We start from the raw sequence: 15527 nt of genomic DNA on the forward strand, positions 1-15527 counted from the left end.
CTGCTAAAGCAGGCCCCGGTATTGGGCCCGGATCTGCAGGACTTCAATCTGCTCGGCGATCGCGGCCCCAAAGCCGGCTAAGATGATGACGTAGTTGGGCAGCATGACCAGGCTGGACAGCTTGGCGTCAAGCAAGGTCAAGCCCAGCGGCAGACCGGTAAAGAGCACGAAATAGATCGAACTGACGAAGGAAAAAACATTGATCAAGTGGCGGAGGTATCTTTCCGTCTCCTTGCCCGGCCGGCAGCCCGGGATATAGTCCCCTGACTTCTGCATGTCGTCAGCCTGCTGGACCGGGTCAATCGAGATATATGAAAAGCCATAGGTCAGCCCCACCAGGATCAGGCAGTAAAGAATAAGGCCGCTGACCTGGCTTAAGTCAAAGGCATTAGCCAGCACTTTAAAAAATTTCCAGTTCGACAGATTGTAGAAAAACTGCAAGATGTATTTTGGCAGGACAAACATGGTCGTGGCAAACATGGCCGGCATGGAGCCGGCTGGCAGGATTCTGATCGGCAGGTAGGATTCTGAGCCAAATTCAGCGCTGATCAAGAGCTTGGTTACCGGCACCCGGCGCTCGGCATTGGTCAAGATGACCGTCACCGCCCCTAAAAGAAGGATGACAAAAAGAGCCAGGGCCCGGACAATATTGGCGCTTTGGGCGCTGAGACCCGGGATGAGGCCATTGGCAAAAGACTTCATTAATGTAAAGAACATGTTGGCCATCAAAATCAAGCTGATTCCACCCAGGCCGTTTTTATCATTTTCCACGCTCAGCCAGATCAAAAGAAAGCTGCCCGCCATGAGGAAAAGTCCGGCGGCCAGGCGGCTGCCAAAGCCATTATCAATCAGCTGGAACTCCCGCAGCATGACGGCCGCTTGAATCACAGTCAAGAAAAAGGTCAGGGCCTTTTGGCCAAGATCCATCTTCCGCTCTGTCATTTTGGACATCATCGGCAGGCGGAGCTGGGCCAGCATCCCAATGATGATCATGGCTGACATCCAGGGACTGATCCCTAAGGAAAAGAGGCTGGCCTGGCTGCTGTCACCGCCGGTCGCGACCAGGAGCGGATTGACCTGGCCGGTCTGCAGCTTGGCAAAAGGCAGGGGAATATGCTTGCCAAAAACAAAGATCCCCAAATAAAGCATGGACCACCATGCCTTAACCAGAATCGTGCTTATTCCCAAATCTTTTAAAGAGGCCTTCTTACCCATAGTTATCACTGCATTTCACTAAATTTAGCGACTTGTCTCCGGAATTATATTTGCATTAGCCTATACAAAAATAAGCTTTATTTTTTTCATTTTCCTGCAAAAAAACGGCATCGCTTACTATTTAAATAATAACATAGCACCCGCACTTATGGTAATTTCCGTCTCTTTTTGCCAGGAAAAACAAAAAGCACGGCTACCATCAAGGCCGTCGTACTTTCATAATTTACATTTAATAAAATTTATTATTCTGCTTCCACAAACTTGGTAATCCGCTTGAGAGCCTCTTTTAAGACTTCATCGCTGGAAGCGTAGGACATGCGGACATAGCCGGCCCCGCCAGCCCCGAAGTAGCTGCCCGGGATCACGCCGACTCTGGCCTCCTTGGCCAGGGCCTTGGCAAAGCCGACATCATCACCCTGGTACTTTTCCGGGATCTTGGCAAAGATGTAGAAGGCCCCGCGCGGCAAAGCCATGTCAAAGCCCAGCTTCTTCAAGCCCTTTTCCATGAAGTTGACCCGGCGCTGGTAGATGTCCTTGAATTCCTTCGGGTCATCCAGGCCGTTGGTCAAGGCTTCAATGGCCGCAGCTTGCACGTTGTTGGTCACGACCGTGATCATGAAGTCGTTCATCTTGCGGACGCTGGCCATGATTTCAGCTGGCCCGCAGATATAGCCCAGCCGCCAGCCAGTCATGGCGTGGGACTTGGACAGACCGGAAATAAAGATGGTTCTGTCTGGAATGTAAGTCGCCAAAGAGTAGTGCTTGGCATCCCCGTAGATCAGTTCTGAGTAGATTTCATCGCTGATGGCATACATGTGGTGCTTCTTGATGACTTCAGCCAGGCCTTCGATAACTTCCTTAGGGTAGGTCACCCCGGTCGGGTTGGTCGGGTCGTTCAGCATAACAGCCTTAACCCCCTTGCCTTCCCGTTCAATGACTTCTTCCAGCTTTTCCGGGGTCAAAATAAAGCCGGTGTCGGAAGTGTCGACTTCAACTGGAGTAGCCCCAGTCAAGCAGACCAGCTGCATGTACATGGACCAGACTGGAGTGGGCACGATCACCTTGTCGCCGGCGTTTAACAGGGCGGACAAGCTGCAGTTCAAGGCTTCGGTTGCCCCAACCGTAACGGTGATTTCACTTGCCGGGTCATAGTCAACCCCGGTCAAGCCCTTAACGTACTTGCTGATGGCCTTAAGTAGTTCCGGCTTGCCTGACTGCGGGCCATAGTGGCTGTCATTGTTTTCAATGTCCCTGATGGCTGCCTGCTTGATGTGTTCCGGGGTATTTAAGTCCGGTTCACCCAGGGTCAGCTTGACAACATCATCGAACTGGGAAACATACTTGTCAAAACGGCGGATATCTGAAGGAACCACGGCGTCGAGCTTGTGGTTGATAATCGGCAGTAAATCTTGCGCTAATTTTGGCATTGGAAAAAACCTCTTCATTCAAATCAAAAAGAACAGCAACTTAACATTTAAGCCTATTTTAGCATAGTTTGTTAAGGAAAGCGGTAAATATAGCTAACTTTGTCCATTTTTTCTCAAATGAAAAATAATTTTCTTAATTCTATACCAGACAAAAGTTTATTTTGTTAAAAATGGCCCAGGATTATTTTTGATATTTTAAGTCGTTGGCAATCAAATCGTCATAGCTTTCCCGCTTGATCACCAGCTGGTCAATCCCGTCTTCAGCGAAAACCACGGCCGGACGCGGATTGCGGTTGTAGTTTGAGGCCATGGAATAGCCATAGGCGCCGGTACTTAAGAGAGCAACTACGTCACCTGGTTCGGTTTTTGGCAAAGGACAAGATTTGATCAAGATGTCCCCGCTTTCGCAGTACTTACCGACCAGGTTGACCTTTTCTTCATCTTCTGCCTGAGGGCGGTCAGCAACAACGGCTGAATATTTTGCCTGGTAAAGAGCTGGGCGGATATTGTCCCCCATCCCCCCGTCAACGGCGACATAGCTTGGATAACCCGGCAGGTCCTTTCTTGATCCGACCGTGTAGAGGCTAAAGCCCGCAGGGCCGACGATCGACCGGCCTGGTTCAATCCAGATGGCCGGCAGTTTCAAATTGTTTTCCTGGCACTTGCTTTTGACTTCTTTAACAATGGCCCGGACGAATTCTTCAGCCGGAAGCGGCTGATCCTGGTCAGTATAGTGGATGCCGAAGCCTCCCCCCACATTCAAGATGTCCGTTTCATAGCCGTATTTCTCTTTCCAGGCACTAGCCAGCTGGCAGAGCTTGTCTGCGCAGCCCACGAAGCCCCGGACGTCAAAAATCTGCGAACCGATGTGGGCGTGAATGCCCGCCATCTTCATCCGCGGATTGGCCAGGACCAGTTCCAGAGCCCGGTCAGCCTGGCCGCTTTCCATGTCAAAGCCAAACTTGGAGTCTACCTGGCCGGTCTGGATATATTCGTTGGTGTGGGCGCTGATGCCGGGGGTAACCCGGAGCATGACCTTGCTGCTTGCGTCTTTTTCTTCCAAAATCTGGCTGAGCAGGTCAATTTCATGGAAGTTGTCTAAAATAATGACCCCGACTCCCTGGTCAACAGCCATTTCCAGTTCTGCCCGGCTCTTGTTGTTGCCGTGGAAGCTCACCTTGTCCATAGGAAAGCCCGCCTTCATGGCCGTCCAGAGTTCCCCGCCGGAGACGACGTCGGTGTGGCCGCCTTCTTCATTGATGACCTGGTAGATGGCCAGGCAGGAAAAGGCCTTTGAAGCATAGCTGACTTCATAGTCTACCCCTTCTTCTTCAAAGACCCGCTTAAAGGCCCGGATTGCCTGGCGGATTTTCCCCACGTCAAAAACCTGCAGGGGGGTCTGGTACTTGGCCGCCAATTCCAGGGCATCTACCCCGGCAATCTGCAGGTGGCCGGCTTGATTGACATCGCTTCTTTTAATTAATCTGTTCACGCTTTTACCTCAGCTTTTTTTCTAAAAAATTTAATCAACTTAACTAATTAGTTTAGCCTTCTCCACCTGCCTGGTCAAGGCAAGTGCATGGTCAGGCTAAGATTAGATGAAAGAGAAGCAATTGGAGAAAAGAAGCAATAAAAAACAAAAAAGACGCCCCGCTGGGCGTCTTCTTCTCAATTGCGTTAGCTGGATTCGAACCAGCGCATGACGGTACCAAAAACCGTTGCCTTACCACTTGGCTATAACGCAATCTTCAATTCAACCAAGGGACGGCTCCTCGCATCCCCCGACCAAGTAATATCATACTTAACTTTTTAACTCTTGGCAAGCCTTTTTTTACAAAAAATTTGCTTTAGCCAAGATTCACTTTAAAAAGTTAACCATTAACCAGCTTTTTGGCCTTTTTCTCAGCCTTCAAGCCTTCAAAATAAGCCCGTTCTTCTTGCACGCTGCCCAAGGCAATCGTTCCCCGCTTCTGGTTGATGCTCAAGTCATCGATAATCGCATCGACCAGCTCCCAGAAATAGGGACTGGCAGCGGCTAAGTCATCGCTCTCCCCTACGCAGAGGTGGGCTGCCTGGCTCATCAAGAGCCAGGCCCGGCCGGCTTCTTTCTGCATCTTCTGGTGGGCCTTCTCCAGGGTCTGCCGGGAGCTGAGTTCCAGGCGCTGAGCCTGCTTTTGAAAGTCTTCTTCACATTCTTCTTCCACTGCCAGGGCAAAAATGATCACTTCACCCAGGGCCCGGCTGGCAAAAGCAAAGTAGCCTTCCCCGCCTTTTTTCCGGCTGGCCGCTAAAGCTGCCCGCAGCTGACTCAAAAGGGGGGCAAAGTCTGCCGCCGGGTCGAGCTGGCTGCCAGATAGGCTGGCATAAAAGGCCGCCTGCTGGTCCCCTTCTTCTGCTAAGGCCAGATACAGCTGCCTGGCCTGCTTGAAGCGCTTAGCCCGGTAGGCCTGCTTGGCTTCAGCATAAATCTCCGCCCGGCCGGCAAGGTCAAATTGCCGGCGCAACTGGTCAGCTGAATAGGCTGCCCCACAGGTCTGGCAGACAAAACGGTTGCCTTCTTTTAATAAATCTCTTTGCCCGCAAAGCTCACACTTGATTTTTCTCATTGGCTATTTCCCCATGTTGACTTAATTTATCGGACTTGTAACCGCTTACCAACAGCTATTATAGCAAAAGTTTGTGAAAAATACAGATTAAAAAACAAAAAATCAAGACCTAATTTGGTCTTGATTTAAAGAATGATGTTAATAAACTCAGTTGCTCTGCGTGCTTTCTGCTCCCGGGGCAACCTCAATCATGAATTCTGAACTGGTCCAGGTCGACTTATCCGGGTAAATGACCTTAATCTGGGTCTTGTAGCTGCCGGCCTTGGCAAAGTCTGGCGCCGTCAGGTAGCTAGCCTGGCTGCCTGCCGGCAGGGAGGCGAAGTTGGCAATCAGGCTGGAAGCCGCGATTGTCTTGCCTGCTTCGGTCTTAGCGGCTAACAGGACTGGGGTGTAGCGGGATGAGTCAGCGGGATCTTTGACAGTTACCGTCAAAAAGGCGCTGGTCTCCTTGCTCTTGTCGGGGTAGGTCACCTGGATCTTGGTCCGGTAGCTGCCGGCCTTTTGCCAATTTGGCTGGGCAGTAAAGGCAAACTTGCTCTTCTTCGGCAGGCTGGAGAGGTTAGTGACCAGCTGGCTTGGGGACAGCTTCTGCCCTAAGGTCACCTGGCCTGGGCGAACCTTGACCTGGTAGCGGGCCTTGTCAGTCTGCCGCTTGACTTTGACTTTTACAAATGGCGTCACTTCCCAGCTCTTATCCGGGTAAGTTACTTTGACAGCAAGCAGGTAAGTCCCGGCCTGCTTGGTGTTGATCTTTTGCGAGAGCTGGTACTTGCTCTTCTTTGGCAGGGCCTTAGCGTTTTTAATTAAGGACTTGGCTGTTAATTTCGCCCCATAAGCGACGGTCTTGCCCTTGACCTTAGCCTGGTACTTGCTCTTGTCTTTCTGCCGCTTGACCGTCACTTTAACCTGCCGGGTGTATTCCTGGCTCTTGTCTGGGTAGGTGACCAAAACGGCCGTGTAGTAGCTCCCGGCCCGCTTGAAGTTTGGCACTCGGGCAAAGCGGAAACTGGTCTTCTTCGGCAGTTTTGCCCGGTTGCTGACCAGGCGCTTGGACTTGAAGGCCTGGCCAAAAGCCGTGCTCTTCCCTTTCACCTTGGCCTGATAGCGCTTGGCGTCTGAGACGCGCTTCTTGGCCTTCTTGCGGCTCTTCTTAGCCTTTTTGTGCTTTTTCACCGTTTTCTTGGCCTGCCAGGCATGGTCATAAACGCTGACGGTTACTTCCCGGCTGGTCTCCATTGAATTGTCCGGATAAAGCAGGCGGATCCGGGTCTTATAGGTCCCCGCCTTGGCAAAATTGGGCTCGGGCACGAATTCATACACCGTGTTTGCTGGCAGATGCTTGGCATTTTTGACCAGTTCCCGGGCAATCCGGTATTCGCCTTCCCGTACCTGAAAGTTTCTAACCACTGGATTATATTCATCTGCCTGGCTGGCCTGGCTGACCTGGCCCGTTAAAAGACAAAGGGGCATAAGGGCAGCGGCCGTTAGGACGCTATATAGCTTCTTCATTTTTTATTCCTCCAAAACACAATTCAAACACTTTTTTTGCAAGCACATACTTTATAAGTTAATTATAGTCCAAATCGTTTTATTTTTGTGCCCGCTTTCAAAATATTTGACCAGCTTTTTTCCATAAAAAAAGCTGCCAGAATCTGGCAGCTCATGCAAAAAATGATCTTTACTTCCTAACTCTTATTCGCTCTGAACCTTGCTGTGGAAGGACATGCGGAAGCTGGCTTCAAAGTCTTCCCCGCTTGCCAGCCGGTTCATCCCCTGCTTATCTTCCAGGTCCCCGTCAGTGTCAGTAAGGTCAGCAATCCCCCACCATGGTTCGATGCAGACGTAATCAGCGGTCTTTGGGTACTGGGACCAGATGCCCACGTAAGGAGCTGAATCAGTTCTGACATTGATGTGGAAGCGGCTGGTTTCCGTCTTAATGGAGAACTTGTTGTCCGGGTGCCGCATCACCAGCACCATGGCATCATCCTTAAAGAGATCATCAGTGATCGTGATCAAGGATTCAGTTGGGGCCAGGGACCGCTTTTCCCAGTTGAGCAGGCCGTCTTCCAGCGGCACCTGCACCCGGGGCTTAGCCGGGTTGACCTGCAGGTAGAAGTCATCCTTCTTGACCCCGTCTTCAACAGGCAGGGCAAAGCCGGGATGGCCGCCGACGCCGAAGATCATGTCCCCCTCGCCCTTGTTAGTGACGTGGAAGCTTTCCTTGATCATGTTGTTCAAAAGCTCATAGCTGACCCGAAATTCAAACTTGAAGGGGTAGACCGCTCTGGTTTCTTCCGTGTCCGTCAAAAGGAAGGTCAGCTTTTCCTTAGTCTGCTCTTCCAGGGCAAATTCCATGTCGCGGGCAAAGCCGTGCTGGCCCATGTGGTAGGTCTTGCCCTGGTAGCTGTATTCATCATTCTTCAGCTTGCCCACGATCGGGAACAAGACCGGAGCATGCCGGCCCCAGACTTCTGGGTCAGCCTGCCAAATGTATTCATTGCCGATGTGCTTGCCAATGACGCTCTGCAGCTCTGCCCCGCGGCTTGATACCGTAACCTTCAGAATCTCGTTTTCGATAGTATAATCCATTATTTGCCCCTTAATCCTCTTATTTTTGCTAAACTCAATCGCATTTTTACACTAATTCAGGAACAATTTGCCAAAAATCTTCCCCTTTACAGGATGAACTTGGTCAGGTCCTTGTTCTTGACGATATCACTCAATTTCTGTTCGACATAGGCCTGGGTAATGGTGATCTGCCCCATTTCCATGTCCGGCCCTTCATAGAGAACTTCTTCCAGCAGCTTCTCCAAGATCGTAGCCAAGCGGCGGGCACCGATATTGTCCGTCCCCTGGTTGACTTCAAAGGCGATTTCAGCGATCTTGTCGACCGCTTCAGCCGTGAAGACCAGGTCAACCCCGTCAGCCTTCAGCAAGGCAATGTACTGCTTCAAGAGGGAGTTTTGCGGGTCTTTCAAGATTCTGACAAAGTCATCCTTGGTCAAGGCGTCCAGCTCAACTCTGATCGGGAACCGGCCCTGCAGTTCCGGAATCAGGTCGCTTGGCTTGCTTTCGGCAAAAGCCCCGGCCGCGATAAAGAGGATGTGGTCAGTTGAAAGAGGACCGTACTTGGTGCTGACAGTTGAGCCTTCAACGATCGGCAGGATGTCTCTTTGCACCCCTTCTCTTGAGACGCCAGCGGAGTTGCGCTTGTCAGCCGCGGTAATCTTGTCGATTTCGTCGATGAAGATGATCCCGCTCTGCCCGGCCCGGTCCATGGCCTTCTGGTAGATGTCGTCATAGTTGACCAGCTTCTTTTCTTCTTCTTGGACCAAAAGCTTTCTGGCCTGGCCGACTGGCAGGGTCCGCTTGACTTTCTTCTTAGGAAGCATGTCGCCCAGCATGCTGGACATGTCCATCCCCATCTGCCCCATCATGTCGCCCATTGGGTTGGCCTTTGGCGCTTGTTCAACTTCGATGGTGACTTCTTCGTTTTCCAAAAGCCCCCGGTCCAGCTTTTCAGCCACGCTGAGTCTTTGGTTTCTGATCTCGTCAGTAACTTCTTCTGTTTCCTCCGGCATCCCGCCGCCAGCCAGCAAGCTCTGCATCATTTCCTGCATCTGCTGCATCTGGTTTTGCCGGTTGTTTCTCTTTACGCCCGGCACCAGCAGGCGGACCAGGGTCTTATTGGCCTGGCGGATGGCCTGGCCTTCAACCTTGGCAAATTCTTCTTTTTCCACAATCCGGACAGCTTCATTGGCCAGGTCCCGGACCATGGATTCAACATCCCGGCCCACGTAGCCGACTTCAGTAAACTTGGTAGCTTCAACCTTGACAAAAGGCGCGTCGACGATGTCCGCCAGGCGGCGGGCGATTTCCGTCTTCCCGACCCCGGTTGGCCCGGCCATCAAAATGTTCTTCGGCGTAATGTCCTTTTGCACGTCTTCTGGCAGCTGGGCCCGGCGGTAGCGGTTGTACAGGGCGATAGCCACGGACTTCTTGGCCTCATTCTGCCCGACGATGTACTTGTCCAGCAGTTCAACGATCTGCTTTGGCGTTTTCTCTCTCATCCCTATTTTTCCTCGATTTCATCCGTAACAATCTCGTGGTCGGTAAAGACATCGATGTCCGCAGCGATGTTGACTGCTTCCTTGGCGATTTCACTGGCCGTCATCCCGCTGGCATGCCGGAGCATCCCCACGGCTGCTGCCTGGGCATAGTAGCCGCCTGAGCCGATGGCCACCACGCTTTCGTCTGGTTCAAGCACTTCCCCGTTGCCGGAAATCAAGAGCAAGTCCTGGTCGTTAAAAGCAATGACCATGGCTTCCAATTTCTGCAAGGCCGGGTCTTTCCGCCAGGACTGGGCCATTTCCACGGCTGCCCGGCGCAAGTCGCCGCTGTAGCTTTCCAGCTTTCCTTCTAGCATTTCCTGCAGGCTGACGGCATCCGCCACCCCGCCGGCAAAGCCGATCACCACTTGGTCGTGGTAAATGCGGCGGATCTTCTTGGCCGTGGTCTTGGCGATGATGCTCTTGCCCAGGGTCACCTGGCCGTCGCCGGCAATCGCCGTCTGGCCATTGTATTTTACTGAACAAATCGTTGTCATTTTCTTCCTCCGTTTGTTTGCTTTTCTATTGCTCGCGTTATTTAAAAATCTTGCTAAAAAGCGGAAATGATTGCCGCTTTCCAACCATTTTCATAATAACACTTTTCCTCATTTTCGGGGAAAATGCTGGCGATATTCCGCCGTGAGATGCTGCATGCTGACATGAGTATAGATCTGGGTTGTAGACAAGTCCTCATGGCCCAAGAGCTCCTGCACGCTCCTGAGGTCCGCCCCGTTGTTGAGCATGGCGGTGGCGAAGCTGTGGCGGAGTTCATGGGGGTGGGCGCCAGCCGTCAAGCCTGCTTTTTGAAAAATTTGCTGGACGGCTTTGGCAATCCCCCGGCTGGAAATTGGCCTGCCAAGCTTGTTTAAAAAAACTGCCCCGGTATCTGGCTCATTTTTCAATAAACTTGGCCGGGCCGCTTGCAGATATTCCTCCAAGTACTTTTTGCTCTCTTGGTCAAAAAAGACATAGCGGTCCTTATTGCCCTTGCCGTGCACCAAAATCATGCCGTTTTCCAGGTCAAGCTGGGATTCTTTCAAGTCAGTCAGTTCGCTCAGCCGCATCCCAGTCGCGTAAAAAAGCGCTACAATTGCCCGGTTGCGGACTGTTAACGGTTTACCATCGTTTAGCGAGCGGATAACCTGGCCGACTTCATCTTGGTAAAAAAATTCCGGCAGCTTTTTCTCCCCCCGCCTAAGCTGAATAGCTACAGTCGGGTCAGCTTTAACCAAGCCCCGCCTGGTCAAAAAGCGGTAAAAAGACTTAAGGCTGGATAATTTTCGGGACAAAGTGCTGGAGGCCAGCTTTTGCCCGCTTGCCTGCAGGTAGATTTCCAGGTCCCGGCGGGAAATTTGCTTCCAGCCCGGAAAGCCCCCGTTTTCCTGCCAGAATTTCTTAGCTGCTGCCAGGTCCTTTTGGTAGGCCAGGACGGTTTTGGGGCTGTAAGAGCGCTCGTTTTTCAGGTAGGAAAGAAACTGCTCTTCAAGGGTCATTAGTCAGCCAGCTTCTCTGCCTTAAAGGCGGCCAGGTCGGCCAGGCCCCGTTCACTGATCTTTTCGTGACGCTCGCGCTTGTTTCTGATCTTCTTGCCCTCCAGGCCCGGAATCAAGGCAAAGCTGGCGTTCATTGGCTGGAAGTGCTTGGCATCAGTGGTCGTGATGTAGTGAGCCATAGAGCCAAGGGCAGTGGTTACCGGGAATTCAACCGTCTCTTGCCCCAGGGCTTCTCTAGCCGCGTTAATCCCGGCGACCAGGCCGCTGCCGGCACTTTCCACGTAGCCTTCCACCCCGGTCATCTGGCCGGCAAAGAAGAGGCCCGGCCGCTTTTTAGCTTCATAGCTGGCCTTTAAAACTTCCGGGCTGGCCATGTAGGTGTTCCGGTGCATCTTGCCGTAGCGGACGAAGCGGGCGTTTTCCAGGCCAGGGATCATTTGGAAGACCCGCTTTTGTTCCCCGTACTTGAGGTGGGTCTGGAAGCCCACGATATTGTACATGGAGGCAGCAGCGTTGTCCTGGCGGAGCTGGACGACAGCGTAAGGAGTCTTGCCGTCCTTCGGGTTCTCCAGGCCGACTGGCTTTAAAGGACCAAAGAGCATGGTCTTGGCCCCCCGGGCCGCCATGACTTCGATCGGCATGCAGCCTTCAAAGACCTCGCTGTTTTCAAAGCCGTGCATTTCAGCAGTTTCCGCGTGAACCAGGGCATTGGCAAAGCGGTCGTATTCTTCCTTGGTCATCGGGCAGTTGAGGTAGGCGGCTTCGCCCCGGTCATACCGGCTCTTCTTGTAAACGATATCCATGTCAATGGAGTCAGCCGCGATGATTGGGGCGGCCGCGTCGAAGAAGTGGAGGCTTTCGGTACCTTCAAAGTCCTGGATCTTTTCTGCCAGGCTATCGCTGGTCAAAGGACCGGTCGCGATAACGGTGATGCCTTCACTTGGCAGGTCAGTGATTTCTTCATCGTGAATGGTCACTTCCGGCAGGCTGGTCAATTTGTCGGTCACATACTTGGAGAAAAGCTCCCGGTCAACGGCTAAGGCCCCGCCGGCTGGCACCTGGCAGGCATCAGCGGCTTGCATGATCAAGGAGTCCATCTGCCGCATTTCTTCTTTCAAGAGGCCAACAGCGTTTGAAAGCTGGTTGGACCGCATGGAGTTGGTGCAGACTAATTCGGCGAAATTGCCGCTTTCATGGGCCGGGGTCATTTTCTTTGGCCGCATTTCGTACAAGTCAACCTTGATTCCTCTTTTAGCCAGCTGCCATGCTGCTTCGCTGCCGGCCAAACCGGCGCCAATTACCGTAACTTTTTCTGTCATTTGCTTCAATCCTTCGCTTAAAAATTATCTACTTATCATTTTACCGAAAAAGCTTCTCCCTGCCTAATCGCACGCTCTGAGCAAAAAATGCCACCAAGGGTCTTGGTGACATCTTTGCTTTAACTTTCAACTTATTCGGCTGCTTCGCCTTGTTCTTCTCTTGGCTCTTCCTTGTAGTCGCCGTTCGGGCAGAGGACGACCATGCCGTCCTTGCGCTTCTTTTCGACCAAGAAGTGGCCGTCGTTCGGGCAGACCCGGCTGATCGGCTTGTCCCAGGAAACAAAGTCACAGTCTGGATAGCGGGAACAGCCATAGAACTTCCGGCCCCGCTTGGACTTCTTTTCCAGAACTTCGCCTTCCCCGCACTTCGGACAAGTCACGCCGACCTTCTTGACGATGGTCTGGGTGTGGCGGCAGTCCGGGAAACGGGAGCAGCCGTAGAACTTGCCGTAGCGGCCCATCTTGACCAGCATCGGGGCCCCGCAGATTTCACAGTCAAAGCCAGCTGGCTGGTCCTTGATCTGGATCTTCTGGATCTCGCTGTCGGCCTTTTCCAGTTCTTTGGAGAATGGCTTGTAGTACTGGTCAACCACACTGACCCAGTCTTTCTTGCCTTCTTCGACTTCATCGAGTTCATCTTCCAGCTTGGCCGTGTAGTCAACGCTGGTGATGTCCGGGAAGAACTGCTCAACCAAGCCGTCGACGATTTCCCCCAGTTCAGTTGGCACGATTGCCCGCCCTTCCAGCTTGACATAGTTCCGGGACTGGATGTTCTGGATGGTCGGCGCGTAAGTTGACGGCCGGCCAACCCCGTTTTCTTCCAGGGCCCGGACCAGGCTGGCTTCAGTATAGCGGGCCGGCGGCTGGGTAAAGTGCTGCTTGTTGTCTGACTTGGTCAGCTTGACCTCGTCGCCCTCTTCCAGGGCTGGCAGGGCCACGTTCTTTTCACTCCGGTTGTCATAAACCTTGGTGTAGCCGGCAAACTTCATAACTGACCCGCTGGCTCTGAAGGTCACCCCATTTTGGGTCAGGTCGTAGCGGACCGTGTCAAAGACGGCCGGTGTCATTTCACTAGCCACAAAACGGCTCCAAATCAAGGTGTAAAGGCGGAGCTCATCCTTGGTCAAAACCTTTTCCAGGGACTTCGGTGTCCGGTAGACACTGGTCGGCCGGACAGCTTCGTGGGCATCCTGAGCGTCGCCTTGGTTCTTGAAGTGGCGCTCCTTCTTGACCGCGAAGTTGCTGCCGTATTCCTCATCAATGAACTGGGCTGCTTCCTGGCGGGCAACTGGTGAGATCCGCTTGGAGTCGGTTCTCATGTAGGTGATCAAACCGACCGTGCCTTCCTTGCCCAGGCTGATCCCTTCATACAGGTGCTGGGCAATGTTCATGGTCTTTGAAGTCCGGAAGTTTAGCCGCCGGTTGGCTTCCTGCTGCATGGTGGAAGTGGTAAACGGCGCGGCTGGCTGCCGGCGGACTTCTCTTTTAACTACCTTGCTGACCGTAAACGGCTGCTTCTTGTCAAACTTGGCCAGCAGCTTCTGGACAGCCTCGTTATTTGGCAATTCCGTCTTTTTGCCGTCTTCGCCGTAAAAGGACGCTTGGAACTTGTCCTTGCCCTTGGCGAATTCAGCATCAATCGTCCAGTATTCAACCGGCTTGAAGGCCTTGATTTCCTTTTCCCGGTCAATAACCAGCTTCAAGGCAACTGACTGCACCCGGCCGGCTGACAGGCCCTTCTTGACCTTGGACCAGAGAATCGGCGACAAAGAGTAGCCGACCAAGCGGTCCAGAACCCGGCGGGCCTGCTGGGCGTTGACCGTGTCCATATCGATGGTCCGGGCGTGGTTGAAGGCATCCTTGACCGCGTCCTTGGTAACTTCGTTAAAGGTTACCCGGTTGGCTTCTTTTTCATCCAGGCCTAAAACGTGGGCCACGTGCCAGGCAATAGCTTCCCCTTCCCGGTCGGGGTCGGAAGCCAGGTAGACTTTGTTGGCCTTCTTGGCTTCAGCCTTCAGTTCCTTGATGGTGTCACCTTTCCCCCGGATGGAGATGTATTTTGGCTGGTAGTCGTGGTCAATGTCGACCCCCATCTGGGACTTGGGCAAGTCCCGGATGTGCCCTTTAGAGGCGATTACGTGGTACTTCCGGCCCAGGTACTTCTCGATAGTGTGGGCCTTGGCTGGAGATTCCACGATAACCAGGTCTTTTTTCACCTTGCTCTTTTTCCGCTTCGGGCTGCTCTTCTTGGCAGCCGTGGTCTTTTTACTGCTCTTGCTTTTGTCTTCTTTTGCTGTAGCAGGCATCAAATGCCCCTTTCACTAAATTTGAAATTAAATCTTCTTCAATATAGAAATAATTTCCGGAATTGTCAACCAAAAGAAAATTAACTTAAGGGAGCAGACAGGCAATTTTTACAAGAATTTAATCTTTCACAGGTCAATTTCCTTGTCGATAACCGGGGTCGCTCCGGCTGAAATCAGCTGGTTGGTACCGGCCGACAAGGGGCTGGTGATTGCACCCGGGACGGCAAATACGTTCCGGTTTTCCTGCAGGGCCAAATTGGCCGTAATCAACGAACCGGAATGGGCTTTGGCTTCAGTCACGATCACGTTCTTGCAAATCCCGGCCAAAATCCGGTTGCGTTCTGGAAAGCGGAAGGGCCTTGGCGGCGTATCAGGCAGGTATTCGCTAAGCAGGAGACCCCGGGCGGCAATTTGCTGCTGCAAGAGCGTATTTTCCCGGGGGTAAAAATAATTTAGGCCATTAGCCACAACCGCGATGGTCTTGCCGCCGAAATTCAAGGCATTCTGGTGGGCCAGGGCATCAACGCCCTTAGCCAGGCCGCTGGCAATCACCTGCTTTTTCTTCAGCAAAACCGGCATGAGGTTCTCAATCACCTTGCCGGAATATGAGCTGGGAGTTCTTGACCCCACGATCACCGTCACCTCTTTTTCCAAAAGGGACAAGTCCCCCTTGGCAAAAAGCAAAATCGGCGGCCGATAAATTTCTCTTAATCGTACGGGATAAGCATCGTCAAAGAAACTGATTATTTTGAAATTCCTTTGCAAGTTTTCAATGGCACTTTCGTAGCGGTCACTTAAAAAGGCCCGCTCCACCCGGTAGAGGATCTCATCGGGCAGTTCCAGGCAGTTCAGCCATTCATGGTCCACGTCCTCATCCGGGGGCATCTGCTGCATGACCTGCAATATCTTGAGATAGCTGAGGCCCTTCTGCAGCTTTAGGCGCAGTAAGAATTCGGTTTTATTCATCTTTTTCCCTCCACTTACTATTACGCCAAAAGGACCACTTTTTCCTTTATCTCTGCAATCTTTTTGTTTTTTTGCCCAAAAGAAAA

12 protein-coding genes and 1 tRNA gene are annotated in these 15527 nt (G+C 52.4%); all 13 read right to left on the reverse strand.

Going from position 1 to position 15527, the window contains the following annotated elements; translation table 11 throughout:
- Positions 1-3 precede the first annotated feature (3 nt).
- The gene (gene secY2, locus ACLUXO_RS01490; protein WP_412136038.1) at positions 4-1215 is read right to left on the reverse strand and encodes an accessory Sec system protein translocase subunit SecY2; all 1212 of its coding nucleotides are present in this window, start codon (positions 1213-1215) and stop codon (positions 4-6) included.
- 242 nt (positions 1216-1457) lie between these two features.
- A complete protein-coding gene (locus ACLUXO_RS01495) occupies positions 1458-2642 on the reverse strand; it encodes an aminotransferase class I/II-fold pyridoxal phosphate-dependent enzyme (protein ID WP_412136039.1) in 1185 nt (394 codons plus the stop codon).
- 181 nt (positions 2643-2823) lie between these two features.
- Positions 2824-4134: a diaminopimelate decarboxylase gene (gene lysA / locus ACLUXO_RS01500; protein ID WP_412136040.1), complete on the reverse strand. Its 1311-nt coding sequence runs from the start codon at positions 4132-4134 to the stop codon at positions 2824-2826.
- A 180-nt stretch (positions 4135-4314) separates the two neighbouring features.
- Positions 4315-4386: transfer RNA gene (locus ACLUXO_RS01505), tRNA-Gln, on the reverse strand.
- 127 nt (positions 4387-4513) lie between these two features.
- Complete coding sequence (locus tag ACLUXO_RS01510; protein WP_412136041.1) at positions 4514-5248, reverse strand: hypothetical protein; 735 nt, start codon at positions 5246-5248, stop codon at positions 4514-4516.
- A gap of 147 nt (positions 5249-5395) precedes the next feature.
- Positions 5396-6757 (reverse strand): Rib/alpha-like domain-containing protein, encoded by a 1362-nt coding sequence (locus tag ACLUXO_RS01515; RefSeq protein ID WP_412136042.1) that lies wholly within the window; start codon positions 6755-6757, stop codon positions 5396-5398.
- A gap of 183 nt (positions 6758-6940) precedes the next feature.
- Positions 6941-7837, reverse strand: a complete 897-nt coding sequence (locus tag ACLUXO_RS01520) for an aldose 1-epimerase family protein (RefSeq protein WP_412136043.1) — start codon at positions 7835-7837, stop codon at positions 6941-6943.
- Positions 7838-7923: 86 nt separating this feature from the next.
- A complete protein-coding gene (hslU, locus tag ACLUXO_RS01525; protein WP_412136044.1) occupies positions 7924-9318 on the reverse strand; it encodes an ATP-dependent protease ATPase subunit HslU in 1395 nt (464 codons plus the stop codon).
- A gap of 2 nt (positions 9319-9320) precedes the next feature.
- The gene (gene hslV, locus ACLUXO_RS01530; RefSeq protein WP_003618695.1) at positions 9321-9854 is read right to left on the reverse strand and encodes an ATP-dependent protease subunit HslV; all 534 of its coding nucleotides are present in this window, start codon (positions 9852-9854) and stop codon (positions 9321-9323) included.
- A 108-nt stretch (positions 9855-9962) separates the two neighbouring features.
- On the reverse strand, positions 9963-10850 hold the full coding sequence (xerC, locus tag ACLUXO_RS01535) for a tyrosine recombinase XerC (RefSeq protein WP_412136045.1): 888 nt from the start codon (positions 10848-10850) through the stop codon (positions 9963-9965).
- Positions 10850-12169: a methylenetetrahydrofolate--tRNA-(uracil(54)-C(5))-methyltransferase (FADH(2)-oxidizing) TrmFO gene (gene trmFO / locus ACLUXO_RS01540; RefSeq protein ID WP_003615349.1), complete on the reverse strand. Its 1320-nt coding sequence runs from the start codon at positions 12167-12169 to the stop codon at positions 10850-10852. The genes xerC and trmFO overlap by 1 nt, the downstream gene beginning before the upstream one ends.
- Before the next feature lie 131 nt (positions 12170-12300).
- Positions 12301-14475, reverse strand: a complete 2175-nt coding sequence (topA, locus tag ACLUXO_RS01545) for a type I DNA topoisomerase (protein WP_412136046.1) — start codon at positions 14473-14475, stop codon at positions 12301-12303.
- A 126-nt stretch (positions 14476-14601) separates the two neighbouring features.
- On the reverse strand, positions 14602-15441 hold the full coding sequence (dprA, locus tag ACLUXO_RS01550) for a DNA-processing protein DprA (RefSeq protein ID WP_412136047.1): 840 nt from the start codon (positions 15439-15441) through the stop codon (positions 14602-14604).
- Positions 15442-15527: the final 86 nt, after the last annotated feature.

The organism is Lactobacillus delbrueckii subsp. bulgaricus (genome assembly GCF_046938665.1).
Classification (GTDB): domain Bacteria; phylum Bacillota; class Bacilli; order Lactobacillales; family Lactobacillaceae; genus Lactobacillus; species Lactobacillus delbrueckii_C.